This is a genomic window from Paenibacillus sp. GCM10027626, from assembly GCF_042676285.1.
Classification (GTDB): domain Bacteria; phylum Bacillota; class Bacilli; order Paenibacillales; family Paenibacillaceae; genus Paenibacillus_Z.
Genome location: NZ_JBHTHC010000010.1, coordinates 24,754 through 48,114, shown reverse-complemented (window position 1 = coordinate 48,114; position 23,361 = coordinate 24,754). Strand labels below are relative to the sequence as shown.

Annotated in this window: 17 protein-coding genes; 16 read left to right on the top strand and 1 reads right to left on the bottom strand. The window is 50.5% G+C overall.

The window, feature by feature from the left end; genetic code table 11:
* Positions 1–169 precede the first annotated feature (169 nt).
* The 16 genes from ACFQ0N_RS19995 (at position 170) to ACFQ0N_RS19920 (ending at position 22,314) form a co-directional block, all read left to right on the top strand.
* The gene (locus ACFQ0N_RS19995; protein ID WP_379329410.1) at positions 170–1,606 is read left to right on the top strand and encodes an ABC transporter substrate-binding protein; all 1,437 of its coding nucleotides are present in this window, start codon (positions 170–172) and stop codon (positions 1,604–1,606) included.
* Between the two features lie 88 nt (positions 1,607–1,694).
* Positions 1,695–2,606 carry a carbohydrate ABC transporter permease gene (locus ACFQ0N_RS19990; RefSeq protein WP_379329408.1) on the top strand — a complete coding sequence of 304 codons (912 nt, stop codon included), beginning with the start codon at positions 1,695–1,697 and terminating at the stop codon, positions 2,604–2,606.
* Between the two features lies 1 nt (position 2,607).
* Positions 2,608–3,450: a carbohydrate ABC transporter permease gene (locus ACFQ0N_RS19985; RefSeq protein WP_379329406.1), complete on the top strand. Its 843-nt coding sequence runs from the start codon at positions 2,608–2,610 to the stop codon at positions 3,448–3,450.
* Positions 3,451–3,456: 6 nt separating this feature from the next.
* Positions 3,457–4,821 carry a response regulator transcription factor gene (locus ACFQ0N_RS19980; RefSeq protein WP_379329404.1) on the top strand — a complete coding sequence of 455 codons (1,365 nt, stop codon included), beginning with the start codon at positions 3,457–3,459 and terminating at the stop codon, positions 4,819–4,821.
* A gap of 1 nt (position 4,822) precedes the next feature.
* Positions 4,823–7,714: a sensor histidine kinase gene (locus tag ACFQ0N_RS19975; RefSeq protein ID WP_379329402.1), complete on the top strand. Its 2,892-nt coding sequence runs from the start codon at positions 4,823–4,825 to the stop codon at positions 7,712–7,714.
* An 18-nt stretch (positions 7,715–7,732) separates the two neighbouring features.
* Complete coding sequence (locus tag ACFQ0N_RS19970; RefSeq protein WP_379329400.1) at positions 7,733–9,193, top strand: glycosyl hydrolase family 28 protein; 1,461 nt, start codon at positions 7,733–7,735, stop codon at positions 9,191–9,193.
* 13 nt (positions 9,194–9,206) lie between these two features.
* On the top strand, positions 9,207–11,684 hold the full coding sequence (locus ACFQ0N_RS19965) for a glycosyl hydrolase family 28 protein (protein WP_379329398.1): 2,478 nt from the start codon (positions 9,207–9,209) through the stop codon (positions 11,682–11,684).
* Between the two features lie 51 nt (positions 11,685–11,735).
* Complete coding sequence (locus ACFQ0N_RS19960) at positions 11,736–12,626, top strand: glycoside hydrolase family 43 protein (protein WP_379329396.1); 891 nt, start codon at positions 11,736–11,738, stop codon at positions 12,624–12,626.
* On the top strand, positions 12,619–14,088 hold the full coding sequence (locus ACFQ0N_RS19955) for a glycosyl hydrolase family 28 protein (protein ID WP_379329394.1): 1,470 nt from the start codon (positions 12,619–12,621) through the stop codon (positions 14,086–14,088). Before ACFQ0N_RS19960 ends, ACFQ0N_RS19955 begins: the two co-directional genes overlap by 8 nt.
* A gap of 583 nt (positions 14,089–14,671) precedes the next feature.
* Positions 14,672–15,628: a sugar-binding transcriptional regulator gene (locus tag ACFQ0N_RS19950; protein ID WP_379329392.1), complete on the top strand. Its 957-nt coding sequence runs from the start codon at positions 14,672–14,674 to the stop codon at positions 15,626–15,628.
* A gap of 68 nt (positions 15,629–15,696) precedes the next feature.
* Positions 15,697–17,001 (top strand): MFS transporter, encoded by a 1,305-nt coding sequence (locus tag ACFQ0N_RS19945; RefSeq protein WP_379329390.1) that lies wholly within the window; start codon positions 15,697–15,699, stop codon positions 16,999–17,001.
* A 74-nt stretch (positions 17,002–17,075) separates the two neighbouring features.
* Positions 17,076–18,080, top strand: a complete 1,005-nt coding sequence (locus ACFQ0N_RS19940; protein WP_379329388.1) for an NAD(P)-dependent oxidoreductase — start codon at positions 17,076–17,078, stop codon at positions 18,078–18,080.
* Positions 18,081–18,102: 22 nt separating this feature from the next.
* Positions 18,103–19,563, top strand: a complete 1,461-nt coding sequence (locus tag ACFQ0N_RS19935) for an FGGY-family carbohydrate kinase (protein WP_379329386.1) — start codon at positions 18,103–18,105, stop codon at positions 19,561–19,563.
* Positions 19,556–20,191 (top strand): class II aldolase/adducin family protein, encoded by a 636-nt coding sequence (locus ACFQ0N_RS19930; protein WP_379329384.1) that lies wholly within the window; start codon positions 19,556–19,558, stop codon positions 20,189–20,191. The genes ACFQ0N_RS19935 and ACFQ0N_RS19930 overlap by 8 nt, the downstream gene beginning before the upstream one ends.
* Positions 20,192–20,224: 33 nt before the next feature.
* Entirely contained in the window at positions 20,225–21,700 is a 1,476-nt protein-coding gene (locus ACFQ0N_RS19925) for an FGGY-family carbohydrate kinase (protein ID WP_379329382.1), read from the top strand.
* Positions 21,697–22,314: a histidine phosphatase family protein gene (locus ACFQ0N_RS19920; RefSeq protein ID WP_379329380.1), complete on the top strand. Its 618-nt coding sequence runs from the start codon at positions 21,697–21,699 to the stop codon at positions 22,312–22,314. The genes ACFQ0N_RS19925 and ACFQ0N_RS19920 overlap by 4 nt, the downstream gene beginning before the upstream one ends.
* A gap of 163 nt (positions 22,315–22,477) precedes the next feature.
* On the opposite strand, the gene ACFQ0N_RS19915 is transcribed toward ACFQ0N_RS19920, so the two are convergent.
* Positions 22,478–23,353, bottom strand: coding sequence for a carbohydrate ABC transporter permease (locus ACFQ0N_RS19915; protein WP_379329378.1), 876 nt, complete (start codon positions 23,351–23,353; stop codon positions 22,478–22,480).
* Positions 23,354–23,361 lie beyond the last annotated feature (8 nt).

The following is a 23,361-nucleotide window of genomic DNA, read 5'->3' as shown; positions in this document are numbered from 1 at the left end:
TGAACCGGATGTCTCTCGAAGTCCGGTCTAGGGGATCATTTTTTTGTGACAAATTCCAAAAATATTAGACCAAATCAAAAAAGAATGCGCGTTGTTGCCTGGCACATTGAATTCTATAATGAATGAAGTGAACAAGCAATTTATCATCTTACATCCTGGGGGGATTTCAATGAGCAAGAAGTATTGGTCAACCGCTCTGTCTGCACTGTTTATCTGCAGTCTGCTGCTGCTGAGCGCCTGTGGCGGCAATAGCGGCAATGGGGGCGAGCCCGGCAATAAAAGCTCCGGCGGCGACTCCGGCGCCAATGCCGGCAATAGCGGCGACAGAGGCAAAGACAAGTCGAATAGCGAACGGGTCGTCATTCGCACCACACTGTACGATACTGAGCTATCGTCCGAAATGATGGCTGAATTTGAAAAAGAGCATCCGAATATAAAAATCGAGCGTGTCGAAGCCGATTACAATAAACTGATGGCGATGATGGCGGCAGGCAATGCGCCGGATATTATCCGGGCTGCCGGCGTGACGGAGGTGCCAGGCTTTGTGCTGAAAGATATGGCGCTCGACCTGACGAAATATTTTGAAGCGAGCACAGTGTTCAAGCAGGATGATTTCCTGCCGATCGTCAACCAGTTCCGCTTCGATAAAACGACCGGCGAGCATGGCAAAGGCCCTATCTACGGTTTTCCGAAGGACTGGTCGCCGGACTTTACCCTCTACTTCAACAAAAAAATGTTTGAAGAAGCCGGCATCCCGCTGCCGAGCAGCACGGAACCGATGAAATGGAAACAATTGATTGAGCTTGCGCAGAAACTGACGAAGAAAAACGGCGAAAAAGTAACACAATACGGCTTGACCTACTACAACGGCAATATTGCGGCACAGCAAGATTTGATGAACTTCCAGCTTGCGCAAATTGACAAGAGCATGTTTAGCGCTGATATGAGCAGTGCGGATTTGAATACTCCGGAACTGCAGAGCCTGCTGAACTTTTGGGCAGACACGGTTAAACTAGGTATCGGCCCGAGCCCGCTGCATCAGGAAACCGACTGGGGAGGTCAGCTGTTTATCGATAATAAAGCAGCGATCATTATTGCGGGCTACTGGTTTTCCGGTTTTCTCAAAGACAATCAATTGACCAAGGACAGGCTGGATGATTTCGGAGTAGCGCCTGCGCCGGTCATGGAGAATGGCGAACGCATTTCACCGAATGCATCCGGTACAGGAGCGATTATTTCCAGCAAAACTAAGCATCCTGATGAAGCTTGGGAAGTATTCGAATGGTTTTTCGGCGGAAAGCCGGCAGAAGAACGCGCTAAAATAGGCTACGGTTTGCCTGCAAGCGCAGAGTTGATGAAGCTGCTGCCACAAGGTACGCCTTTCGATAAAATGGGTTATGATTTTGTGCAAAACGAGCTGAAATATACGGAAGGCTTCTTGAGCTACAATCCTTATCTCAATTATCAGGCCGTCAACGCCATCTTCGACAAATACTTCACACCTGTTTACTTCGACAAAGAAACGGTTGAGGGCGCAGGGAAGAAAATGACGGATGAGCTGAATACGCTCATCACAGAAGGCAAACAGCTGACCGGCGCGAAATAATCCAGGTACAAACTTTTGATGGTTGCCGGAGTGCTGCTGCTGATGCTCCGGCAACTTTTTTCTAAAATGAAACGGGAAGAGGACATCTATGAGCAGGAGATCGATCAAAGCTGCCCTGGAATTTTATGCATTTATCTCTCCATGGTTTATTGTGTTTGTGTTGCTTGGTTTGCTCCCGCTGTTCTACGGGCTTTACTTAAGCTTTACGAATTATGCGGGTTTTAATATGGACAATTTGAAATTTATCGGCCTGGATAATTATGTGAAGGTGTTCACCGATAACGATGCGATGTACGCGCTGGGGCGTACGCTGCTCATTACCTTGATCAACGTCCCGCTAAGTACTGCGATTGGGCTGCTGCTTGCGATGTTGTTGAACCAAAATGTGCGCTATATCGGCATTTACCGGACACTGTTCTTTATTCCCTCCATTATCCCGGTTGTCGCAGTCGGTACGATGTGGCGCTCGCTATTTACGAAGGATGGGGTCATTAACGATTATCTGATCCAAATGGGGCTGCAGCCGGTAGATTGGCTTGGCTACGATTATGCCATGCTGCCTTTGTTCATTATGCTGCTGTGGGGTGTCGGCGGCGGGATTTTGATCTATTTGGCGGGATTGAAGGCGGTGTCCAAAGATTTATATGAAGCGGCGGCCATCGACGGCGCCACAACGTTTCAACGGTTTGTGAAAATTACGATACCGCTCGTAACGCCGGTTTTGTTCTTTCAATTCATTATGAATATCATCGGTTCGCTGCAAATTTTCGTACAGCCTGTACTACTCGCGGCTAATTCGAACAGCTTGCTGTCGACGCCGATACGGCCGAATTATGTATATTCGGTTCATGCGTTTCAGCAAATTTTCGCCTACAACCGGTTCGGCTACGGCCTGGCCCTGCTGTGGGTACTGTTCCTGATGATTCTGCTGTTGACGATCGTGATTTTTACGACGAGCAAACTTTGGGTGTTTTACGAAGTGGATCAGGAGGGAAAGTAGCATGGTAGGCCAAAGCACCGGAAACTGGTTAGGAAGAACGTCCATTTACAGTTTGCTTGTTCTGTTGTCGATCTTGTTTGTTCTGCCTTTGTATTGGCTCGTCACCAATTCCTTGCAGCTAGTGGGCTCATCGTCGAGCTTTTTGCCCGGCGGGCTGCATTTTGAAAACTATCGTTATGCGGTGACATTGATCGATTATTGGAAATTTGCCAAAAGTTCCATCATAATTTCCGGCATTGCAGTCATAGTGCCGACGCTCACCAGCGCGATGGTCGGCTTCGGCTTTGCGCGGCTGCGCGGACCGGGCAAGGGCATCCTGTTCTTGTTGATGCTTTCTACGATGATGCTGCCCGGCATTGTAACGCAAATCCCAACTTATGTCATCTTCTTCAAAATCGGCTTTATTAATACGTATTGGCCCTGGTTTTTCTGGGCACTCGGCGGCAGCGCCTTCAGCATCTTCCTGTATCGCCAATTTTTCGCCGCCTTCCCCAAAGATTTGGAGGAAGCTGCGCGAATTGACGGATGTTCAACGTTCAGGATTTTCTGGAATATCTTTCTGCCGATCTCTTTGCCGGTTGTTGCAACGGTGTCCATTTTAGCTTTTAATGGTTCATGGGGGGGCGATTATTTGACGCCTTTCATGTTCCTTCAAGATGACAAGTATCCGCTGGCGACGGCGCTGTTCTCGGTAGGCTATTCATTCCCTGGCAATCAGAGGATTGAAATGACGCAGGTGCTTAATGCCGGGCTCGTCATTTTCGTCTTGCCGATTATCGTCGTGTTTTTTATCGGACAGCGTTACCTCGTTGAAGGAGTCGTATCCTCTGCTATTAAAGGATGATGAACGATGACAACAGGACAAGAGAAACGGTTCACCATGCTCATTGTAGATGATGAGCATGAAATTCGGGAAGGCTTGAAGAAAGTAGACTACGGTTCATTCCGGATTGAAGTTGTCGCAGTTTGCGATAACGGCATCGAAGCTTTGAAAGCGATGGCGCAGACGCCGGTCGATATTTTGCTGACCGATATCAAGATGCCGCTCATGGATGGTCTCGAACTGATTAGCAAAGTGTCAAACCTGTACCCGTACACAAAAAAAATTGTATTGTCGGGCTACGGTGATTTTGAATATGCGAAAAAGGGAATTGAGTTCGGGGTGCTGGACTATTTGCTTAAGCCCCTTGATTTCGAAGAGTATTTTCAGCTTCTGCACAAAACGACGGCAATGCTTGGCCAGGAGCGTGAGCTGCAGCTCAGGCAGGCAAGTCTGGAGCGCAAGGCGAAGCTGACGGCACATTTGTTACGCACGAAATTTTTAGCCGAGTTGCTGCAGCGTTCCTTGACGGAAGAAATGATTGAGCTTGATAGCGCGGCTGCAGAGGTGCTGCTGGAAGCAAAAGCTTCTTACGCTGTTTGTGCGCTGCGTTTTCAGTCCTACCCCAAACGGCCAAAGCCTGCGTCCGATCAGGAATGGCAGCTGGTTGTGTTTGCACTGGACAATTTGCTGCACGATTATTGGGATGAGCCGGGGTTCGGTTACCACTATGTCGATCCGGTAACAGGCCAGTGTTCATTGATTGTCACTGAAGCAACCATGCTGCCGCCGGATCAGATAGCAGCAGAAAAGGCGATCAAGTCAGAGCTGGAGCGGATTTTGAAGGCGCTTAAACGTTTCCGCGGCTTGTTTCAGTCTCACCTGCAATACCGGATCGGGCCTGTCGTCGACAGGGCGACAGAGATTCGCCATTCCTGTCTGATGGCCGAAGCCCAGTTTGCATCCGCTGAATCGTCTGCGGCTCTTGCCTCGCCGGCAACCGCTGCCGGACTCGAACAATCCGGCGACGATGCAGAGGCAGGCCGGGCAAACGGCAAGCGTTTGGTGCAAGAAGCTAAGGTTTTTATCGCCAATCATTACGACCGCACAATTACGCTGGATGACGTGGCGCAGCATGTCCATTTGAATGCCAGCTATCTCAGCCATTTGTTTAAAGAAATAACCGGGATGAAATATATCGATTATTTAACGGAGTTCCGTATGGAGAAGGCCAAGAGCTTGCTGGCCGGGACGAACTGGAAAGTCTATGAAGTCGGCGAAATGGTCGGTTATGAAAACCCGCGTTATTTCACGCTTATTTTTAAGAAATATACCGGACAATCGCCGGCGGAATATCGGAATGCCCACTACAATACAGCTTTAAAGGACGGATAACATGAAATTTCGCAGCTTGCGCAATCGCCTGATATTCATCTCTTTTCTGTTGTCCGTTCTGTCGGAGGGCATTCTCATTGCCATCAGCTACTGGAATACAAGCGGTGTTGGCATCGATATTCGTCAAGCCGCCCGGCAAAATGTAACCAAGCATGTCGAGAGCCAGTTGATGACCAAGTTAAACGACATTAGCTCCCTGGCAACCCAGCTCGATTCTATGGATTTCATAAATTACTCCCGGGAATATTACAATCTTCGTCCTCCTGATGAAGCTGAACGGCTGCGTACGGTACTGAATGAACGGCTGAACAAGCTGCATTTGCAGCCTTCATTGGTGGAACGGGCTTATTTCATTGGCGAAAATGAAAATCAGAAAAATTTGGGCAAACAATTCAGCCAGTCCTCGCTTATTCCCGAGGAGCAGATTCCGTGGATCGATGAATTGCGCGATACGGGCATGATCGAATCGTTTACGCGTTTTTATGATATGCCGACCTATATTCCGCCCGGAACATTTACGATCCCGCTAAAGACGATGACGCATTTTCCGGAAGATAAACGAAAACGGCTGCAAGCTTTTTTTGAAAGCATCGAAGGTCATATGATCATTAACAACGGGGTTAATTTCCTGAATGTGCTGACCGTCGTTGTGCTGGACGACCATATGCTGTCCATGGCTTTGCCTGGAGAAGACAGCTGGGATGGCTATATTACACTGCTTGATAATAATGATCATGTTTTATGGTCCAATTTATCCAATGAACAAGCCATCCGCGCGGCGGTGGGGAAGGTCAGGCAGGGTGAGACCCAGTGGGTTCAGGAATGGGACGACGCATATGAAGTAAGAGCCAAAACAATTGCGCCATACGGCATTCAGCTGTTGTTTTTTGAACGTAAAGCAAGCAATGCGATTTGGGATGCCTCGCTGCTGCAAATTAGCGTGCTGCTGTTCGGGGCGACACTGTTAATCAGCTTGCTGGTTTCGATCAGGCTCTCTAACCGCATTATGTATCCGTTCAACGTGTTGGCCCGCATTTCTTGGAGAAAAGAGAGCAATGTCGATTTTGGGCATATTCCGGAAGATCGTTTTGCCCGTTTGCCTTTGTCCAAGTTTTCGATCCGCAATAAAATTTTGCTGCTGCTGTTCACTTCGGTCATGATTCCGTTCATTGCCGCTGTTGCGCTGCATGTTGCCTTGACTTATCACTCGATGTTCAATAAGCTGGTCGACTCTACCGTCCAGTCCGCGAATCAGATCGTTAAAGAAACGCGCAACCGGATGGACAGCTATGAAAGCTTGACGAACAGCGTGGCTACCGACACCCGCCTGACGAATCTGTTTATGCCCTACAATCCGGCTCCCGGCGTAGATGAAAAGTTTCCGATTTCCAGCTATCCGGGGCTTGTAGACGTTTCTTATTTTATTCTCTATAACAGCCAGGGGTTGGCCCGTTACTCGTCGACGTTTATTAATAACATCGGATTGTTCCGTCTGACGACCTCCGAAATGACGACGCTGGAAAAGCTGGAGCCGGAACAAATCGTCTGGGTGGCCGGCAAGAAGGATGTTTATGATCATCCGGCAATCATGCTGATCAAAAAGCTGTCATTGCCAACATCGGACGGCACCATGACAAATGCCTATCTGCAAATGGTGCTCAAGGAGGATACGTTCCAGTCGGTAGCTTCGGACCGCCGCGAAACAATCGTACTATTGGACGAAGCAACGGATAAAAAGTTTTATTCCAGCGCTCCGGAGCAGGGCTTTGCCGAAATGGCTGTACGGGAGCGGGCAGCAGGCACGTTCAAACAAGAAGAGTCGCAAATTAGAAAAGTGGGTTCGAGCAATCAAGTCATGATGCAGCGCTCCATCCCGAACTCGCGATGGACGGCCATGCTTTTCTTTACGATCGACGATATTTATTTGAAAATCAATGAAATGCTCTATCGCTATTTGCTGCTGATCGTCTTGATTTTTGCGGCCATTCTGGCGGTTGTCTGGTATCTCTCCATGCTGCTGGTGAAGCCGATCGAGCGGCTGACGCAGGCGCTAGAAGCAGGGGAGGCGCTTGACGGGATGGTGACCGAAGAGTTGAACAGGCGGGATGAAATCGGTCTGCTCGTTTTGAGTTTCAATAATATGATCACAAAGATTAATGATTTGATGGAAGAAAACATCAAAAAACAGGTTCGTGAGAAAGATCTCGTCACTTCCAAAATGAAAGCCGAGCTCGGGATGCTGCAGCAGCAGATCAATCCTCATTTTCTGTACAATACGCTGGAAGCGATCAATATGCGGGCCAGACAATATGGCGCGGTGGAAGTTAGCGCGATGGTCAACTCGCTGGCGAAAATATTCCGATTTACGATCAACACCGGAAGCGAGGTTGTGCCGCTAGCGGAAGAAATTGAGCATGTGCGCAATTATTTGACGATTCAGGAGCTGCGTTTCAAGGATGCGTTCATTGTACAATGGGAAATTAATGTGCCGGACTCACTGCCGATTCTGAAATTTATTTTGCAGCCGATTGTGGAAAACGCCCTGCAGCACGGCATTGAAGAATTGTATGAGCAGGGGGTTATCTGCATTGCGATTCATCCGGCTGAAGGCGGACTGCAAATTGAAATCCGCGACAATGGGTTAGGCATGGATGAGGAGGTTCTCAGGCAGCTGCGCCGTTCATTGTCAGACGATTACGCGGGCAGCGAATCAGGGGACGGAGGCGAAGAGGAACCGCGGAAGCGTTCCACCGGAGTCGGGCTGCGCAATGTGTACCACCGGTTGCGTATTTATTATGGCGAAGCGTTCGCCATGCACATCGAAAGTCAGGAATTTAGCGGAACGACGATTACCCTGTACATTCCGCTTCATCAGGAAAGCCATGAATCGTAAGAGGAGGCTACTTTCATTATGAAATCGGTTATTCGGCTTCTTGCGGTTGCCCTGCTGCTGCAACTGGTGTTCGGCTGCAGCGATGCGCCGGCGCAGCCAGGCAGCGTAACAGCTTACGCCGCACCGGCGGATTTGCCGGTCCATTTGCGGGCAGAGGAATTTGCCGTCACAGCGGGCGGCAAGCAAATTGATTTGTATAACGGCGGCATGAACAGCTGGAATCATCCGGTCATATTCGGCTCATTCGATATGACCGGCGGTCCGGTAACGGTTACGATTACGCCCCGCGACAGCTTCAAAACTTACAAGCTGCTGCCGCGCTCGCTGGAGCTTGTGAGCAAGCAGGAAGAGAAAACGATTACTTTCACTTTGCAGGAAGCAGCGAATGTAACACTGGTACTGGATGACGATTTCCAGGGCACGGTACTGCATCTGTTCGCCCAGAAGGAAGAGAGCGATATTCCGGATCCGTCAGATCCAAAAGTCGTCTACTTTGGCCCAGGCTATCACGATCTCGGCGGTTATGACGGCAAGCCGATCATACTGGAATCAGGGCAGACGCTCTATATTGCGGGCGGTGCGGTCGTCCGGGGACGCGTCAGAGCGACCCAGGTTTCCGATGTGACCATTCGGGGACGGGGTATTCTGTACAATGACTTCATAACCAAAGACGAATACGGAGATATAACGCTGCTGCTCAGCTTTGCTACCAATTCCAAGGTGCAGGATATTATTGTCAATAACGATACTACAATCTGGACTTCGGCCATGCATGGAAGCAGCTTCGTCGAGGTGCTGAATTATAAAGGGGTCAGCCCGCGCTTTGCCAGCAGTGACGGCTTCAATATTAACAGCAGTCATGATATTACTTTCGACGGTACCTTTATCCATTCCGGCGACGATGCGGTGTCCATCAAGGGCCTGTCTGATGAGAAGGAAGCGGCGAAGGCGCTGCCGGTCTACAACATTACGTACCAAAATGCGCAGCTATGGTCGGATGCCAACAACGGGATGACCATTGGCGCGGAAACAGTAGCCGCCTATTTTAAAAACATTACCTTCCGCAACATCGATGTACTCTATAATTTTGATGACCGCAACAATCCGGATGTGCTGCCCGACCGTTCCGCCATTAATATTTTTTCTTTGAATGCGACGCATTTCAGCGACATTACATTTGAAGATATCCGGGTGGAAAAAGCGAAACGGCTCATTAATATTCAGATGGATACCACCTTCTATTTCGGCGCGTTGCTAGGCAGCTGGGTAGAGGACGGCTCAATGCGCAACATTACGTATTCAAATATTACGTCCTATTCGGATGGAACGAATGAAATTAAAGTAGCCGGCTGGGATGAAAACCATCTCATTTCGGATGTGACATTCAAAAATATCAATATTAATGGCAATAAAGTGAAAGATTTGAAAGACCCACATTTCACAGTGAACAAGTACACAGCGAACTTAAACGTCCGATAGAGGAGAGCGAGTCATGATGATAAAAAAGCTGATGTTGACGCTGCTGATTGCAGCGCTTGTTATGCCGGTGATTGGATTCGGTTCAGAAGGAACGGTTCATGCAACAGGAAGTGTCACGGCCTACCCCGCCCCGGCTAACTTGCCGGCTGCATACAAGTCGGAGGATTTTGCTGTAACCGCGCAAGGGAGCCAGGTGGCGGTGTACAGTGCCGGCGGCAACAGCTGGGGCAATAAGGTCAGTTATGGCAGTTTTGAAATGACAGGCAGCGTAAGCGTATCCATTACACCGAATTTCAATTTTTCATCCTATCGGCTCGCTCCCCGCTCTTTGGGGCTGAATGCGACGAGAAGCGGCAACACGATTACGTTCACGCTGGATCAACCGTCTCATGTCACGCTAATTCTGGACGACAATTATCAGGGCAAGGTGCTTCATCTGTTTGCCGACGGACCGGATACGAACATCCCTAGCGCGACCGATCCGAATGTGATCTACTATGGCCCCGGCTATTATGATTTGACCGGAAGCGGTGCATCGCCGATTATTTTGTCCTCCAACAAAACGCTGTACATCGCGCCAGGCGCTGTGGTACGCGGTCGGGTCCGGGCTAACGAAGCGTCAAATGTGACGATTCGCGGGCGGGGAATTTTGCTCAATGATACGATGCCGAACGATGCGCACGGCAACATTACGATGGCGCTCAATTTCGTCAACCAAGCGACAATCAAAGACATTATCGTCAACAACAATACGACGAGCTGGACTTCGGCCGTTCACGGGAGTGGGTTTGTCAATGTGACGAACTATAAAGGCGTCAGCCCGAAATTTGCCAGCAGCGACGGCTTCGATATTAACAGCAGCCACGATATTACCTTTAACGGGAACTTCATTCGTTCGGCCGATGATTCGATTGCGGTCAAAGGCTTGTCAGATGAGACGGAGCCGGCCAAAGCGCTGCCGATCTATAACATTGCGATTTACAATACGCAGCTTTGGTCCGATGCTAACAACGCGATTGGCATAGGCGCGGAAACGGTAGCCTCCTATGTGAAAAACATCCGTTTTCAGAACATGGATATTTTACACAATTTCGATGACCGCGATCATCCCGATATTTTGCCGGACCGTTCGGCCATTAATATTTTTGCGCTCGAAGCTACTCATTTCAGCGATATTACGTTTGAAGATATTCGGGTGGAAAAGGCGAAGCGGCTTATTAACGTGCAGATGGATACCTCGTTCTATTTCGGCGCCTTGCACGGCAACTGGTCCTGGCCGGGAGAAATGAAGAACATCACGTACAAAAATATAACGTCTTACTCCGACGGAACGAATGAAATCAAGCTGGCCGGCTGGGACAGCCAGCACCAGATTTCCGATGTCGTATTTGACAACATTAACATCGGCGGCACCGTCGTGCAGGATTTTAACGATCCTCATTTTAACATTAACAGCTATGCCAATCGCATTGAAGTAAAGGCGCCGGGAGGCGTGCCGGCAAAGAGCCGCTTCCAGGCGGCTGATGACTATGCAACCGTTCAAGGCAATCAGGGCTGGCGCTACCGGGTACTGACGGGCGGCGGGGAGGCCGCCGATATGAGCTGGAATCCGGACGGCAGTAATCATTGGCGCGGCACAAGCAGCTATGATGCAATTTGGAGCGATAACGGCAACTTCTATCTGCATCCGGACAATAACAATCAGGTTGCGGTTGAATGGCAGGCCACAAGGCCGGGGACGGTACGTTTGACCGGCACGGCGAAGAAGCTGGCTGCAGCCGGCGGCGACGGTGTGAAGGTGAGCATTTGGAAAAATGGGACGATGATCTGGCCGGCGAATGGGCAGTGGCAGACGATCGCCTATAACGATACGACAGGCGTAACGCATCAAGTGTCTGCTGCAGTTGCGGCAGGCGACAAAATTTCCTTCCGCGTCGATCAGAACGGGAACAGCGCCTATGACAGCACGTCATGGAATCCGGAAATCAACTACGAATTCAACAATGTCTTTAATGCCGCGTGGGATATGATTCATCTGCAGGGCAATCGCGGATGGTATTACCGCGTCTGGCGCAGCGGGATCGGCACAACTAATATGAATTGGAGCCTGGACGGCTCCAATCATTGGCGCGGACCAGGAGCGTATGATGCGATCTGGAACGGCTGGGGCAGCATGTACCTGCATCCGGACAACAGCCAGGCGATGCTGGAATGGCAAGCGCCGAAAGCTGGCACTGTGCGGGTAACTGGCCAGGTCAGGAAAGCGGATTTGGGCGGCGGCGATGGCGTCAATGTGAGCATCTGGAAGAACGGCACGATGGTGTGGCCGGCCAGCGGCCAGTGGCAGACGATCGGCGCGCAAGACGGAACAGGTGTGGGGCATGATTTCACTCTGCAGGTGGCGCAAGGCGACATGCTCTCCTTTCGCGTGGATCAGCGGGCCAATCCCGCTTATGATTCCACAGCGTGGAACCCGGTGATCCGCTATTAAGCTGGTCAGCCGCTGATAGGTGTTTCTAAAGCAACTAGAGGAGGAAAAATCATGCAGCAAACGGCGGATATTCAAATTCGCGATCCGTTCATTTTACCGATTGCGGATGAACGCATCTATTATATGTACGGAACGACAGATAAACAGCCCTGGGGCGGGAAGGCTAGCGGATTTGATGCCTATCGCAGCCGGGATTTGCAGCAGTGGGAGGGACCGTTCCCGGTCTTTCGTCCGGAGGCAGACTTTTGGGCAGACGAAAATTTTTGGGCGCCTGAGGTTCATCTCTACGAGGGGCGTTACTATATGCTCGCCAGTTTTAAGGCGGAAGGGCGGTGCCGGGCGACGCAGCTGCTTGTAGCGGACCATCCGCTTGGACCGTTCCAGCCACTGACGGATGAGCCGATCACGCCGCATCAGTGGGAATGTCTGGATGGAACGCTTTACCGGGATGAGCAGGGTGCGCCCTGGATCGTTTATTGCCGGGAATGGCTGCAAACGACCGATGGGGAGATGTATGCCCAACGCTTGCAGCCGGATTTGAAGGCTGCGGCCGGCGAGCCGATCAAGCTATTTTCGGCTACTGAAGCGCCTTGGGTATGTATCACCGAATTTAATGGCAGCCGCGGCTATGTGACGGACGGTCCCTACTTGTTCCGCTCGCCGCAGGATGAGCTGTGGATGCTATGGTCAAGCCATGGCAAGGATGGCTACGCTATTGGACTGGCCAAATCGGCTTCCGGCAGCATTCAGGGGCCGTGGGTGCAGGAGAACGAGCCGTTCTTCCGCAAAGATGGCGGGCATGGCATGCTGTTTCAAACCTTCGAAGGAGAGTGGAGGCTAAGTCTTCACCAGCCGAATACAAGCCCGCAGGAGCGGGCGGCGTTTTTGCACGCCGCATGGATCAATGATCGATTGCTATTGGAGGTAAAGAAAGATGACTAATTTATATACCATTCATAATGTGACGCTGCGTATTTTTCCGGCACCGCCGGAAATCGGCTACGCTGCCGATGAGGCAAGGCTGGCAGAGCAGGGCAATGATGCTTTTGGCGCCGATCCGGATGGGCTTGTGCTGTCGCGGGACTGGCTTTTGTCGGCAGGCGGACAGGAGATACCGGTCTATGCCGCACCAGTGACGAGCGGCGGGCCGCTGTCTTTTGCTTCATTCGAGTATGTGGAGGGGACGGAAGCGATTGTCCTGCAGGCGATAAGCGCAAAGCCCGTGCATAGCGTGCAGATTCGCCCGGCGTCCTTGCAAGTGACGGCTGAAGCAGAGGGACAGACGGTGCGGATTCCGATTAGCGGCCCTGGCAAATATATCGTGGAGACGAATGGCGATCTGGAGCGTCCGCTCTTCATTATGGTGCATGCGCCGGAGCGGGATGTGCCGGCAGCGGATGACGGGAGCGTCATCTATTTCGGCCCTGGCCTACATACTGTAAGTACAGTGGAGCTGCAAACCGGGCAGACCGTATACATCGCCGGAGGAGCGGTGCTGCGGGTAACGGTACCGGAAGGAGAAGTGCCGGACGTCGAGAGCGACTGGGCAGGCAAGAAGCTGTACCGGGATACATTTGTCGCCCGCCATGCGAGCGATATCGCCATCCGCGGCCGGGGCATCATCGACCTGTCCATGCTTGACTGGCATGCCCGCAAGGCGGCATTGATCCAAAATTGCGAGCGGGTGCGTATCGAAGGCATTACTTGTGTCGGCACGTCGCACTGGACGATTCATCTATCCCAATCGAAGGATTGCCTCATTCGCGACCTGCTGCTGATCGGCTACCGGGAAAACAGCGATGGAATCGATATTGTCAACAGTGAGCACGTGCGTGTGGACAATTGTCTTATTCGTACCGGCGACGATGCGGTCGTCGTGAAGGCGATGGCCGCCCCGCCGGCGCTTGGCGGCAAAGATATTCGCGTGCGCGGCTGCACCGTGTGGAATGATAAGGTTCGCTGCTTCGGCATTACAGGCGAGACGCGTACAGACATTGCCGATGTCATATTTGAAGATTGCGATATCGTGCATAGCCGGGCTGTCTGGACGGAAGAGCTGGGTTCGCTTTGCATCATCGTCGGCGACTCGGGAACGATTGAAAATATCCGCTTCGAAAATATGCGGATCGAGGATGAGCAGCGCTATGCGATGGCTTGCCTCATCTTCAAGGATCGTTGGTCGGTCGACCAAGCAGCAGGCCGGATCCGCAATATTGTATTCCGCAATATACAAATTCCGGCTGGCGTACCGTCGCTGTTTCATGGCTTTGATGAGCAGCATACGGTCGAGCAGGTGACTATAGAAGGACTGTTCGCAGACGGACAGCCAGTCGGGAAGATTGAGCAGGCGAACTTCAGGATGAATGATTTTGTGAAAAATATTAGCTTTTCAACGGGTGAGTAAGGATTCGATGAACAAGGCTTGAGCAAGAATGAAGAGGGCGTCCGGATTTCGGACGCCCTCTTCATCGGTCAAACCTCCAAACCGCCCCAGCCCAAGGTCCGATGTACGAGTATAACGCGCTCAAATGTTGCAGATTGGAACTGCTGCCCAACTGCAGAGCCGGATCATCAGAAGGGGGGATCGTGATCTGGATCTGGATGCTCTCCATTTCATCCTCCCTATGTTGACGATTAGGGCTAACGAACCAGAGACACGCTATTGGCCGAAAAATCGGCTTGCTTAGCGTGTAACGAACCTGAGACACGCTATTGATGGTAAAAAGGCGGGAAAGCGGCCGATTTTCAGTGAATAACGATTGGTAGATTCGTTACAGTCCACAAGGCCCCATTTTGAGTCGAATAAGGGTTGTCAGGTTCGTTAGCGGCTCTTCAAATCAAATCTGCCAAGTAAACAGGCAAAACAGAATTATAAGATGAATATAGTAGCAATTCCAACAGAAGGAAAAGGAAGCACAGCCGGGGAGGAAAAATAATTTTTGAAACCGGTTTACAGGAATAAAAGGGTGTGATATATTGTACGCGTCATGAACAAATCAACCAAAAATGAGCAAATGTCCAAAAATGAGTTTTTGGAAAAGGTCGCACGGCTGTATTACATTTTGGAGCTAAGCCAACAGGAAATCTCAGAACAATTGAATATCGGCCGCTCTTCGGTGGCACGATTTCTGAATGAAGCAAAAGAGAGGGGGATTATTCATTTTCAAATTCATTCAGACTGGGATCGTTGGCGGTCGCCATCGCTGGAACGAACATTATTAAAGCGGTACAAGCTGAAAGACTGCGTTGTTTTGCGCAGCGAGAATCAATCAGGCAATTCCTTCGAAGCGCTGGTCAGCAAATATTTAAATACAGTTCTTCCTATGGAGGGATCAGTCGGGCTTGGCTGGGGGAAGACGATCCATGCGATCGGAACGCAAATTTACTTGTGCGACCCGCGTCCAAAGCTGAAGATTGTTCAGCTTACCGGAGGTTCCGGCGCTAAAGAAGAACTGATGCCTACGACCTCTTCGGTTCAGCTGTGGGCACAATCGCTGCAAAGCAAATCATGTTTGCTGCCGGCGCCGGCGATTGCACGCAATGCGGAAAGCAGGAATAGCTTTTTGGAGGATTACAGCATTAAGGAAGTGGCCGAGCAGATAAAAAAAGTATCAGTCGGCATTGTAAGCATAGGGCATACAGGAGAAGATTCTACAATCTTATCCGCGAAGTTGGCTCCTGATTTGACCAGCGAAATGTTGTCAGCCCGGAGTGTCGGCGACGTCATTTTTCACTTTTTTAACGAAAAGGGCGAGTTCTCGTACCCCAGCTTGTCAGAGCGCGTAGTCGGTTGTACAACGGAGCAATTTCGAAATATCCCTATACGTATTGGTATTGCTTACGGAATGAATAAAGTGAGAGCGATTTCAGGAGCATTAAAAGGTAATATTTTCCACGTTTTGATTACTAATGACGAGACCGCAAGAATGCTGATTGGCAAGTAAGCGGACTTCCCTTGCTTGCCTCTCCCCTTCTCGGTGCCGGCAGGAATAATAAAATAGGAGGATACTAAATGAAAGCGGTTACTAATGCGCAATCTGTAAGCGGGAAGTTAGGCATACCTTCATCCTTGAAGTGGGGATACCTCGGAGTTCTCTTTTTTATGATCGGTGATGGTCTTGAAATGGGCTGGTTATCCCCTTATCTTATTGACAACGGCTTGACGATCCAGCAATCGGCTTTACTGTTTACTGTGTATGGGATCATGCTGACCATTTCCTCGTGGTTCTCAGGAGTTTCTGTAGAAATGTGGGGGCCGAAAAAAACGATGACATTTGGTTTTTTGGCTTTTTTGGCGGGAACGGTCATGTTTTTACTATTCGGGATAGCCGAAAATAACTATTCGGTTATGCTTCCGACATATGCGATGCGCGGGTTTGGTTATCCGCTTTTTGCGTATTCCTTTCTAGTTTGGGTCACTTACCGCAGCCCCCAGGACAAGCTTGGCACTGCTGTCGGATGGTTTTGGTTCGTGTTTACCGCAGGACTAAATGTCGTTGGCGCCTATTATTCCAGTTTCATCATTCCCAGAATTGGCGAACTGAATACATTATGGACTTCCCTTATCTTCATTGCTATAGGCGGTCTATTGGCACTTGTCATTAATCGCGACCGTTTCGAAAGAAAACGGGACCCTCATGAAGAAGGGGGATTCAAGAAACTGTGGAGCGGCATTACGATTGTTTTTGAGTATCCCAAGGTCGGCATGGGGGGCATCGTGCGGATGATCAATACGACTGCTGTCTTTGGTTTTGTCGTGTTCCTTCCCACCTATATGATTGATCGCATCGGCTTCACGCAGAGTGTATGGTTGCAAATTTATGGAACGTTGTTTTTAAGCAACATTATTTTCAACCTGATCTTTGGCGTAGTTGGCGATAAGCTGGGCTGGCGCAACACTGTCATGTGGTTTGGCGGAGTCGGCTGCGGATTAATGACGTTGGCTTTGTATTATGTTCCGCTTTGGGTGGGGCCGGACTATTGGATTATGACAGGAGTTGCGGTTATTTTCGGCGCGTTGCTGGCTGCATACGTTCCGCTTTCGGCCTTGATTCCGTCGCTGGCTCCAGATAAGAAAGGACCCACAATGGGGATACTGAATTTGGGAGCGGGACTCAGTGCGTTTGTAGGACCGGCTTTGGTCGGCGCGTTTATCAATATTCTTCATGCCGGCGGTTTGATGTGGTTGTTTGCCATTCTATACTTTATCAGCGCCTTTATTACAAAGTTTATTACACTGCCGAAGACCGAAGAAACGGCGGGAACTGAACGGGCGGTCTCGAACAGCCATCAGCAGCTTGATACGATTCATTCCTAATAATAAGGCTCGTTTACAAAAAAGGTTGACTTTGTTCATATAACAATTTGATTTGCAGAAAGGTTGAATACAAGATGAAAATTTTAATTACTGCCCCTTATTCCGTCCAAGCCAGAGAAATGCTTAAGCCTTATGCGGAAATTGAATACCGTGACTGGAAAGACAAAGGTACGGTCAGCCAGCCGGATGAAGTGATCCAATTGCTGAAGGAAACCGGAGCCGACGCTTTGATAACCGAGCATGACAGGGTTGATGATTCTGTACTCAAGGCTGTCGATCTTAAATTCGTTGGTGTGTGCAGAGGAACTCCTTCCAATGTAGATCTGGAAGCGGCTAACCGGCACGGGGTGCCGATATTCCATACGCCGGCCAGAAATGCGCAAGCTGTGGCTGAGCTCGTAATCGGGAAACTGATTGTCATGCTCCGGAATGTACAGGCAGCGAACGCGTGGTTAAAAAGCGGGCAGTGGACTGAAGGCGCCTATGATTCCTATTTGCAATTCCGGGGCAACGAGCTTGCGGGGAAGACTGTCGGCATGGTAGGTTTCGGTGCAGTCGCTCAAACGACAGCTCGTTTATTGAAAGTTTTCCCGTGTCCGATACAGTATTATGATCCGTATCTTTCCGAGTCCCCTGATTCCCATTTTGTAGCGATGAACAGCATCGAGGAACTTATGGCGACCAGCGACATTGTATCGATCCATCTGCCAGCCAATAAGCATACCGAAGGCATGATCACGTTGGACATGCTGGCCAGGATGAAAAAAGATGCGCTGTTCGTGAATAGCTCGCGGGCGTCCGTTGTAGACCAAAATGCTTTATATACCGTGCTGAAAGAACGGAAAATCGCCGGCGCCATTTTAGATGTATTCTACAGCGAACCGCCGGGCGAACTGGATAACGAAATGATCCGCATGCCTCATGTTCTGGCAACGCCTCATATTGCCGGCGCTACTCATGAAGTCGACAATCATCATACAGATATCATGAACAGGGCCCTTATTCAATGGTTTAACGACCCGGCGGCACGGGTCAAGGAATTGGTTAATCCGCAATTCGTTCAACAGAAGCAAAGTTAAGCTGCGGGAGAGTGAAGGAACTATGAAACAAGGTTACATCGTTTTTGATTTCGGAACCGGTAATATGAGAGTCGCTGTAATCGAAACGAACGGGACGATTTTGGCTATCGAGAGGGAAGACATCCATTATCAATCCAATCCGGAATTTGCGCAGTCGCTGTATTTCGATCCCGAACAGATTTGGTCGCGGCTTGTAACGCTTGCCCGCAATGCGCTGGCCCGGTCGGGAGATGTGCGGATTATCGGCGCTACATCGACAAGCCAGCGTCAGGGAATCGTCTTGATCGATCGGAACGGGAGACCGTTTCTCGGTCTGCCGAATATCGATTTCAGGGGCGAAGATTATTCTAAACAGATGCCCAACCGCCAGGCGATTTATGAAAAAACGGCGCGCTGGCCGACCGGGCTGTTCTCGGGCATGTCGCTAGCTTTTATCAGAACGTATGAACCAGAAGTATGGGAGCGGATCGATAAGTTTTGCAGTATTAGCGATTGGATGGTTTACATGCTGAGCGGCAAGCTTGGTTATGAGCCGTCGCAGGCTACAGAGACACTATTGTATGACGTTCGGCTGAACGAATGGAGCGAAGCGCTGGCACAGGAAATGAATCTGACAACCTCGATTCTTCCGCCGATTCACCCTTCCGGCACGGTATTAGGAAATCTGCTTCCGGAAATGTCCGCATTGTTTGGTCTCGAACAGGATGTAAAGGTAATTGTCGGGGGAGCGGATACCCAGGTTGCCGTTAAGCATGTGACATCGTCCGTCGGAGATGCCATTATTGTCTCCGGAACGACCACCCCTATCGTTAAAATTGTCGATCGGTTTTTGTACGATTCCCATGCCCGAACGTGGACCAACTCGCATATTGAGCCTGGCAAATGGCTGATCGAAGGGAATTGCGGAGTATCGGGGCTGAATTATCAAAAAATCAAAGCGATTTTTTATCCGAATGAAAGCTATGAAACGATGGAGGAAGAGATGAGCCGGGTAAATCACTATGACTGCTTTGCCTGCCTCAGTACCAGCCCTATCGATGGTGTTCAGCCGCAGCACGGAGGATTTGTCTTTCCAATTCCGACACCCCAGCATTTGACGCGCGCTCATTTTGCCTGGGCTGCTTTGTTCGATATCGCTTGCGCGATTAAAACAATCTGGGGTCAAGTAGAAGATATTGTCCGGGATACAGGCTTTATTTGGGGCTGTGGAGGAGGGTTCCAAAGCGCGACTTTATCGGGGATGCTCGCTGATATGTTGGATGCCGAGATCCGTGTGAAGCGAAACGGCCAACATTCCTCCGTCTTGGGCTCGGTGCTGATCTGTAATGAAACGTTAGGCATTCCGGGCGGAACGGACTTCAACGATTATGAATCTGTGCTGCCGGACAAAAAAACGGATTATCAACAACTATATGAAGACTGGTTGCAATGCAGAAAAATTATCGACCAAAAAACCTATATCAAAGGAGCTAGCAATGACTAAAATAGAGCAGCTTGTATATTTCAGTAAAAAGCTATATTCGTTGGGACTTGTATCCGGAACAAGCGGAAATATCAGTTTCAGAGACGCTGAGAAAGCGACGATGTGGATTACGCCCTCGGCATTGCCTTACGATGTGATGACGGTTGAGGATTTGGTGGAAATCGATCTGGCCACAGGGGAAACGGTGACGGGACACCGCAAGCCATCCTCCGAGAAGCCTATGCACCAATCCATCTATAACCGCCGGGAAAATATTGGGGCTATCGTGCACACCCATTCAACGTATGCGACGATGTTTGCTTGTGCAGGCATGGAAATCCCACCGGTGCATTATCTGCTTGCAGATATTGGCGATTCTGTGCCGATTGCTCCTTATGCCACCTATGGTTCCGAGGAACTTGCGCAATATGCTGTCGAAGCAATGGACAATGCCAACGGCACATTGTTGCAAAATCACGGCGTCATTGCCGTCGGCTCTGATTTGCTTTCTGCTTTCCAGCGTGCGGAAATTATCGAGAATATGGCGCAACTGGCCTGGGGAGCCAGCGCGCTGGGATCGTTAAAACTGTTGAGCGACAAGCAGATGGCGGAAGCGAGAACAGGATTCAGCACTTATTTCCCCAAATAAAACGGTTGATGGGCAGACAGGAAGGGGGAAGAAATGAACAGACAACAAGTTCCAATCTATCTGGGCGTAGACATCGGGACACAAGGCGTGCGTATTGTTGCTTTGGATGATTGTGGAGAGATCGTATCTTCCCGGAGCCATACGTTTCTCATCGGATTATCGAGAGAGGAACAGGACCCGGCCCGGTGGTGGCAGTCTGTCACAGCCTGCCTGCAGGACATCGCGTCTGAATTGAAGCGGCAAGGCCGCTTGGGGGCTGTGCGTTCTATGTCCGTTACCTCCACATCGGGAACCGTGATTGCACTGGATTCGCACTATGAACCTTTGAGTCCCGCCCTTATGTACAGCGACCCGCGTTCCCGCGAGGAAGCGGAGCTGTGCAAACGAATAGCGGAGCGGAATGCAGTTCAGGGCTATAAAGCGTTTAATCCTTCCGCAGGCCTGCCTAAAATCGTTTGGTTTGTACGCCAACACCCGGGAATAGCGGAGCGGATAAAGCTATGGGCCCATGCGGCCGACTATATTCTCGGCAAGCTAAGCGGCGTGTGGGGAGTGACCGATTACACGAACGCACTGAAAACCGGTTATGACCTGCACCGCTTAAGCTGGCCGGAATACCTCGGGAAAGAGCTCAGTTTACCGGGGAGCTGGTTTCCGGAAGTCGTCTCTCCCGGAACTGTTATCGGAAGACTTGATCCTGCAATAGCGGAAGCGACCGGCTTGCCTTCGACAGTGGATGTCGTCACCGGCATGACGGACGGCTGCGCGTCCCAGATCTCGGCCGGCTCGATCCGGCCGGGAGAATGGAATACGACTATCGGGACGACGATGGTCGTCAAGGGCGTCACCCGCAAGCCGCTTGAAGACCGGCTCGGCATATTTTACAATCACCGGCATCCGGATGGATTCTGGATGCCCGGCGGGGCGAGCAATACAGGCGCCGACTGGGTATCCAGCGATTATGCGGGAGCCGATCTGGACGAGTTGAATGAGGCCGCCGGCCGCTTAATCCCGACCGCGTGGCTCTCGTATCCGCTAAAGCGGCAAGGCGAACGTTTTCCTTTTTACTCGGAAGCGGCGGTTGGTTTCGATCCGCCGGGGATCAGTGCGATTGAACGTTATGCAGCCCGTATGGAGGGCGTCGCGTATATGGAAAAATTGTCTTACGATATTGTCGAGCGCCTATCTGGAGAGAAGGTGTCCTGCGTACAAACGTCGGGCGGGGCCAGCAACAGTCAGGTATGGTTGAAAATCCGCGCCCATGTGCTGCAAAAACCGGTGGTGAAGATGACCCATACGGAGGGAGCGGCAGGAGCGGCCGTTCTTGCAGCCGTGCCTTGCTACCACAGTCTTTCGCAAGCAGCGGAACAATTGATCCGGCCAGAACGGATTGTGGAACCGGACGATCGGTCCATGACCCGCAAATACGAAGACGGATATGCCCGGTTTGTCGAGAAGCTTGTGAAGCTTGGATATTATCAAGAGGAAAGCGTGAGTGACAAGTCATGACGGTATTTTATATACTTCGGCATGGAGAATCCGAGTGGAATGCGGATGAGGACCGTTACTGCGGAAAAAGCGATATTATCCTGTCTGCAGAGGGAAAACGGCAGGCGGAGCAAGCGGCTAAATACTTGCAGTCCATTCCGTTTGCTGCAATCTATTCTTCTCCGCAACAGCGTGCGCTGGAAACCGTTCGGCCAATTGCCGAACGGCAAGGGCTGCCTGTAATAATCGACGAGCGGTTGCGCGAAATCGATTTTGGCCGCTGGGAAGGACTGAACCGGAAGGAAATCCAACAAAATTTCCCTGATTCATGGAAAAAATGGAATGAAAACCCTGGCGAGTTTTCTGCAGGCGAGACTGGAGAAAATGCGGACGAGGTGTATGAAAGAGCCAACAATTTTTATATGGAGAAAATGCGAGAGCACGAAGGCGATACAGTACTTGTGCTGGGGCACAATACGCTTAATCGGCTTTTTATCGCCGGTTCGCTCTCCATTCCGTTCCACAAGTATCGTTCTCTGGCGCAGAGCAATACAGGAGTTTCGATTGTTGAGCTGACGCCTGGATACTTGAAATGGCTGCAGTTAAACGGGACGGAACACTTGACATCATTGTAGTTGGCTGGCTGCATAAGGGCAGCGAATAATGCGGCAGGCTGTATAGCCGGAGCGGTGCATCGGTTAAAATAAGATGAAAAAAGTCCCACGTTCCAATTGGCGCCGGTGTATGTGCACTGGCAATTGGCGGGGGACTTTTTTTCTCCTGTCCGTGTAGCTTTTCCTACTCCTTCACCGACCCCAATACAATCCCCTTCACAAAATACCGCTGCAAAAACGGGTATACGAGCAGGATCGGCAGGGCGCCAATAAAAATTTGCGCTGCTTTAACCGTCTGGTTCGATATATTTTCCATATCCCGCCCGGAGGACAATTGCGTCGCGTCGATCTGAATAAGAATCGTATGCAAAAAAGTAGAGAGCGGGTACTTGCTCGAATCGGTAATATAAATCAAGCCGTCAAACCAGGAATTCCAGTGGAAGACCATCATGAAAAGCGATAAGGTCGCGACGGCCGGCATCGAGATCGGCAAGAAGATCATGAACAATATACGCGGCTGGCTGGCTCCGTCCATTAGCGCCGCTTCCTCCAGTTCCTTCGGCACATTGCGGAAAAAATTGAGCATGAGCACAAGTAGCCAGACACTGACGGAAACCGGCAATATCAACGCCCAAATGGAGTTCATCAGCCCTAGCTTTTGGACGACAATGTAGTTCGGGACAAGTCCGCCGTTAAACAGCATCGTCATAATAAAAAACCAGGAGTAGACGGAGCGGCTTTTGAAGACAAGATTGCTTTTGGATAACGGGTAAGCCGCGAGAAAAATCATCAGCATGCCGCTTGCTGTGCCGATCAAGGTACGTAGCAGAGAAATGCGGATCGAATGCAGGAAATTCGGATTATTGAACGTTTTTTTATAAGCGTCGAACGTAAAGTCGACCGGCCAAAGTCCGACCAGATTGGCGTTGGCAGGTGCGCGGCCGCTAAACGACAGCGCAAGCGTATGAATCAGCGGCAGCAGGCACAGAAAGGCCAGCAGAGCGAGAAACAGATAATTGCATGAACTGAACAGCCTGTAAGCTTTCGTTTTGTAGTACATCGGGAGTC

What these genes read in the sequence shown, in the direction of transcription:
- ACFQ0N_RS19920 (WP_379329380.1), top strand. Translation starts at nt 21,697, where the DNA reads ATGACGGTATTTTATATACTTCGGCATGGAGAATCCGAGTGGAATGCG.
- ACFQ0N_RS19955 (WP_379329394.1), top strand. Translation starts at nt 12,619, where the DNA reads ATGACTAATTTATATACCATTCATAATGTGACGCTGCGTATTTTTCCG.
- ACFQ0N_RS19925 (WP_379329382.1), top strand. Translation starts at nt 20,225, where the DNA reads ATGAACAGACAACAAGTTCCAATCTATCTGGGCGTAGACATCGGGACA.
- ACFQ0N_RS19930 (WP_379329384.1), top strand. Translation starts at nt 19,556, where the DNA reads ATGACTAAAATAGAGCAGCTTGTATATTTCAGTAAAAAGCTATATTCG.
- ACFQ0N_RS19975 (WP_379329402.1), top strand. Translation starts at nt 4,823, where the DNA reads ATGAAATTTCGCAGCTTGCGCAATCGCCTGATATTCATCTCTTTTCTG.
- ACFQ0N_RS19945 (WP_379329390.1), top strand. Translation starts at nt 15,697, where the DNA reads ATGAAAGCGGTTACTAATGCGCAATCTGTAAGCGGGAAGTTAGGCATA.
- ACFQ0N_RS19985 (WP_379329406.1), top strand. Translation starts at nt 2,608, where the DNA reads ATGGTAGGCCAAAGCACCGGAAACTGGTTAGGAAGAACGTCCATTTAC.
- ACFQ0N_RS19960 (WP_379329396.1), top strand. Translation starts at nt 11,736, where the DNA reads ATGCAGCAAACGGCGGATATTCAAATTCGCGATCCGTTCATTTTACCG.
- ACFQ0N_RS19980 (WP_379329404.1), top strand. Translation starts at nt 3,457, where the DNA reads ATGACAACAGGACAAGAGAAACGGTTCACCATGCTCATTGTAGATGAT.
- ACFQ0N_RS19970 (WP_379329400.1), top strand. Translation starts at nt 7,733, where the DNA reads ATGAAATCGGTTATTCGGCTTCTTGCGGTTGCCCTGCTGCTGCAACTG.
- ACFQ0N_RS19915 (WP_379329378.1), bottom strand. Translation starts at nt 23,353, where the DNA reads ATGTACTACAAAACGAAAGCTTACAGGCTGTTCAGTTCATGCAATTAT.
- ACFQ0N_RS19950 (WP_379329392.1), top strand. Translation starts at nt 14,672, where the DNA reads ATGAACAAATCAACCAAAAATGAGCAAATGTCCAAAAATGAGTTTTTG.
- ACFQ0N_RS19940 (WP_379329388.1), top strand. Translation starts at nt 17,076, where the DNA reads ATGAAAATTTTAATTACTGCCCCTTATTCCGTCCAAGCCAGAGAAATG.
- ACFQ0N_RS19990 (WP_379329408.1), top strand. Translation starts at nt 1,695, where the DNA reads ATGAGCAGGAGATCGATCAAAGCTGCCCTGGAATTTTATGCATTTATC.
- ACFQ0N_RS19965 (WP_379329398.1), top strand. Translation starts at nt 9,207, where the DNA reads ATGATGATAAAAAAGCTGATGTTGACGCTGCTGATTGCAGCGCTTGTT.
- ACFQ0N_RS19995 (WP_379329410.1), top strand. Translation starts at nt 170, where the DNA reads ATGAGCAAGAAGTATTGGTCAACCGCTCTGTCTGCACTGTTTATCTGC.
- ACFQ0N_RS19935 (WP_379329386.1), top strand. Translation starts at nt 18,103, where the DNA reads ATGAAACAAGGTTACATCGTTTTTGATTTCGGAACCGGTAATATGAGA.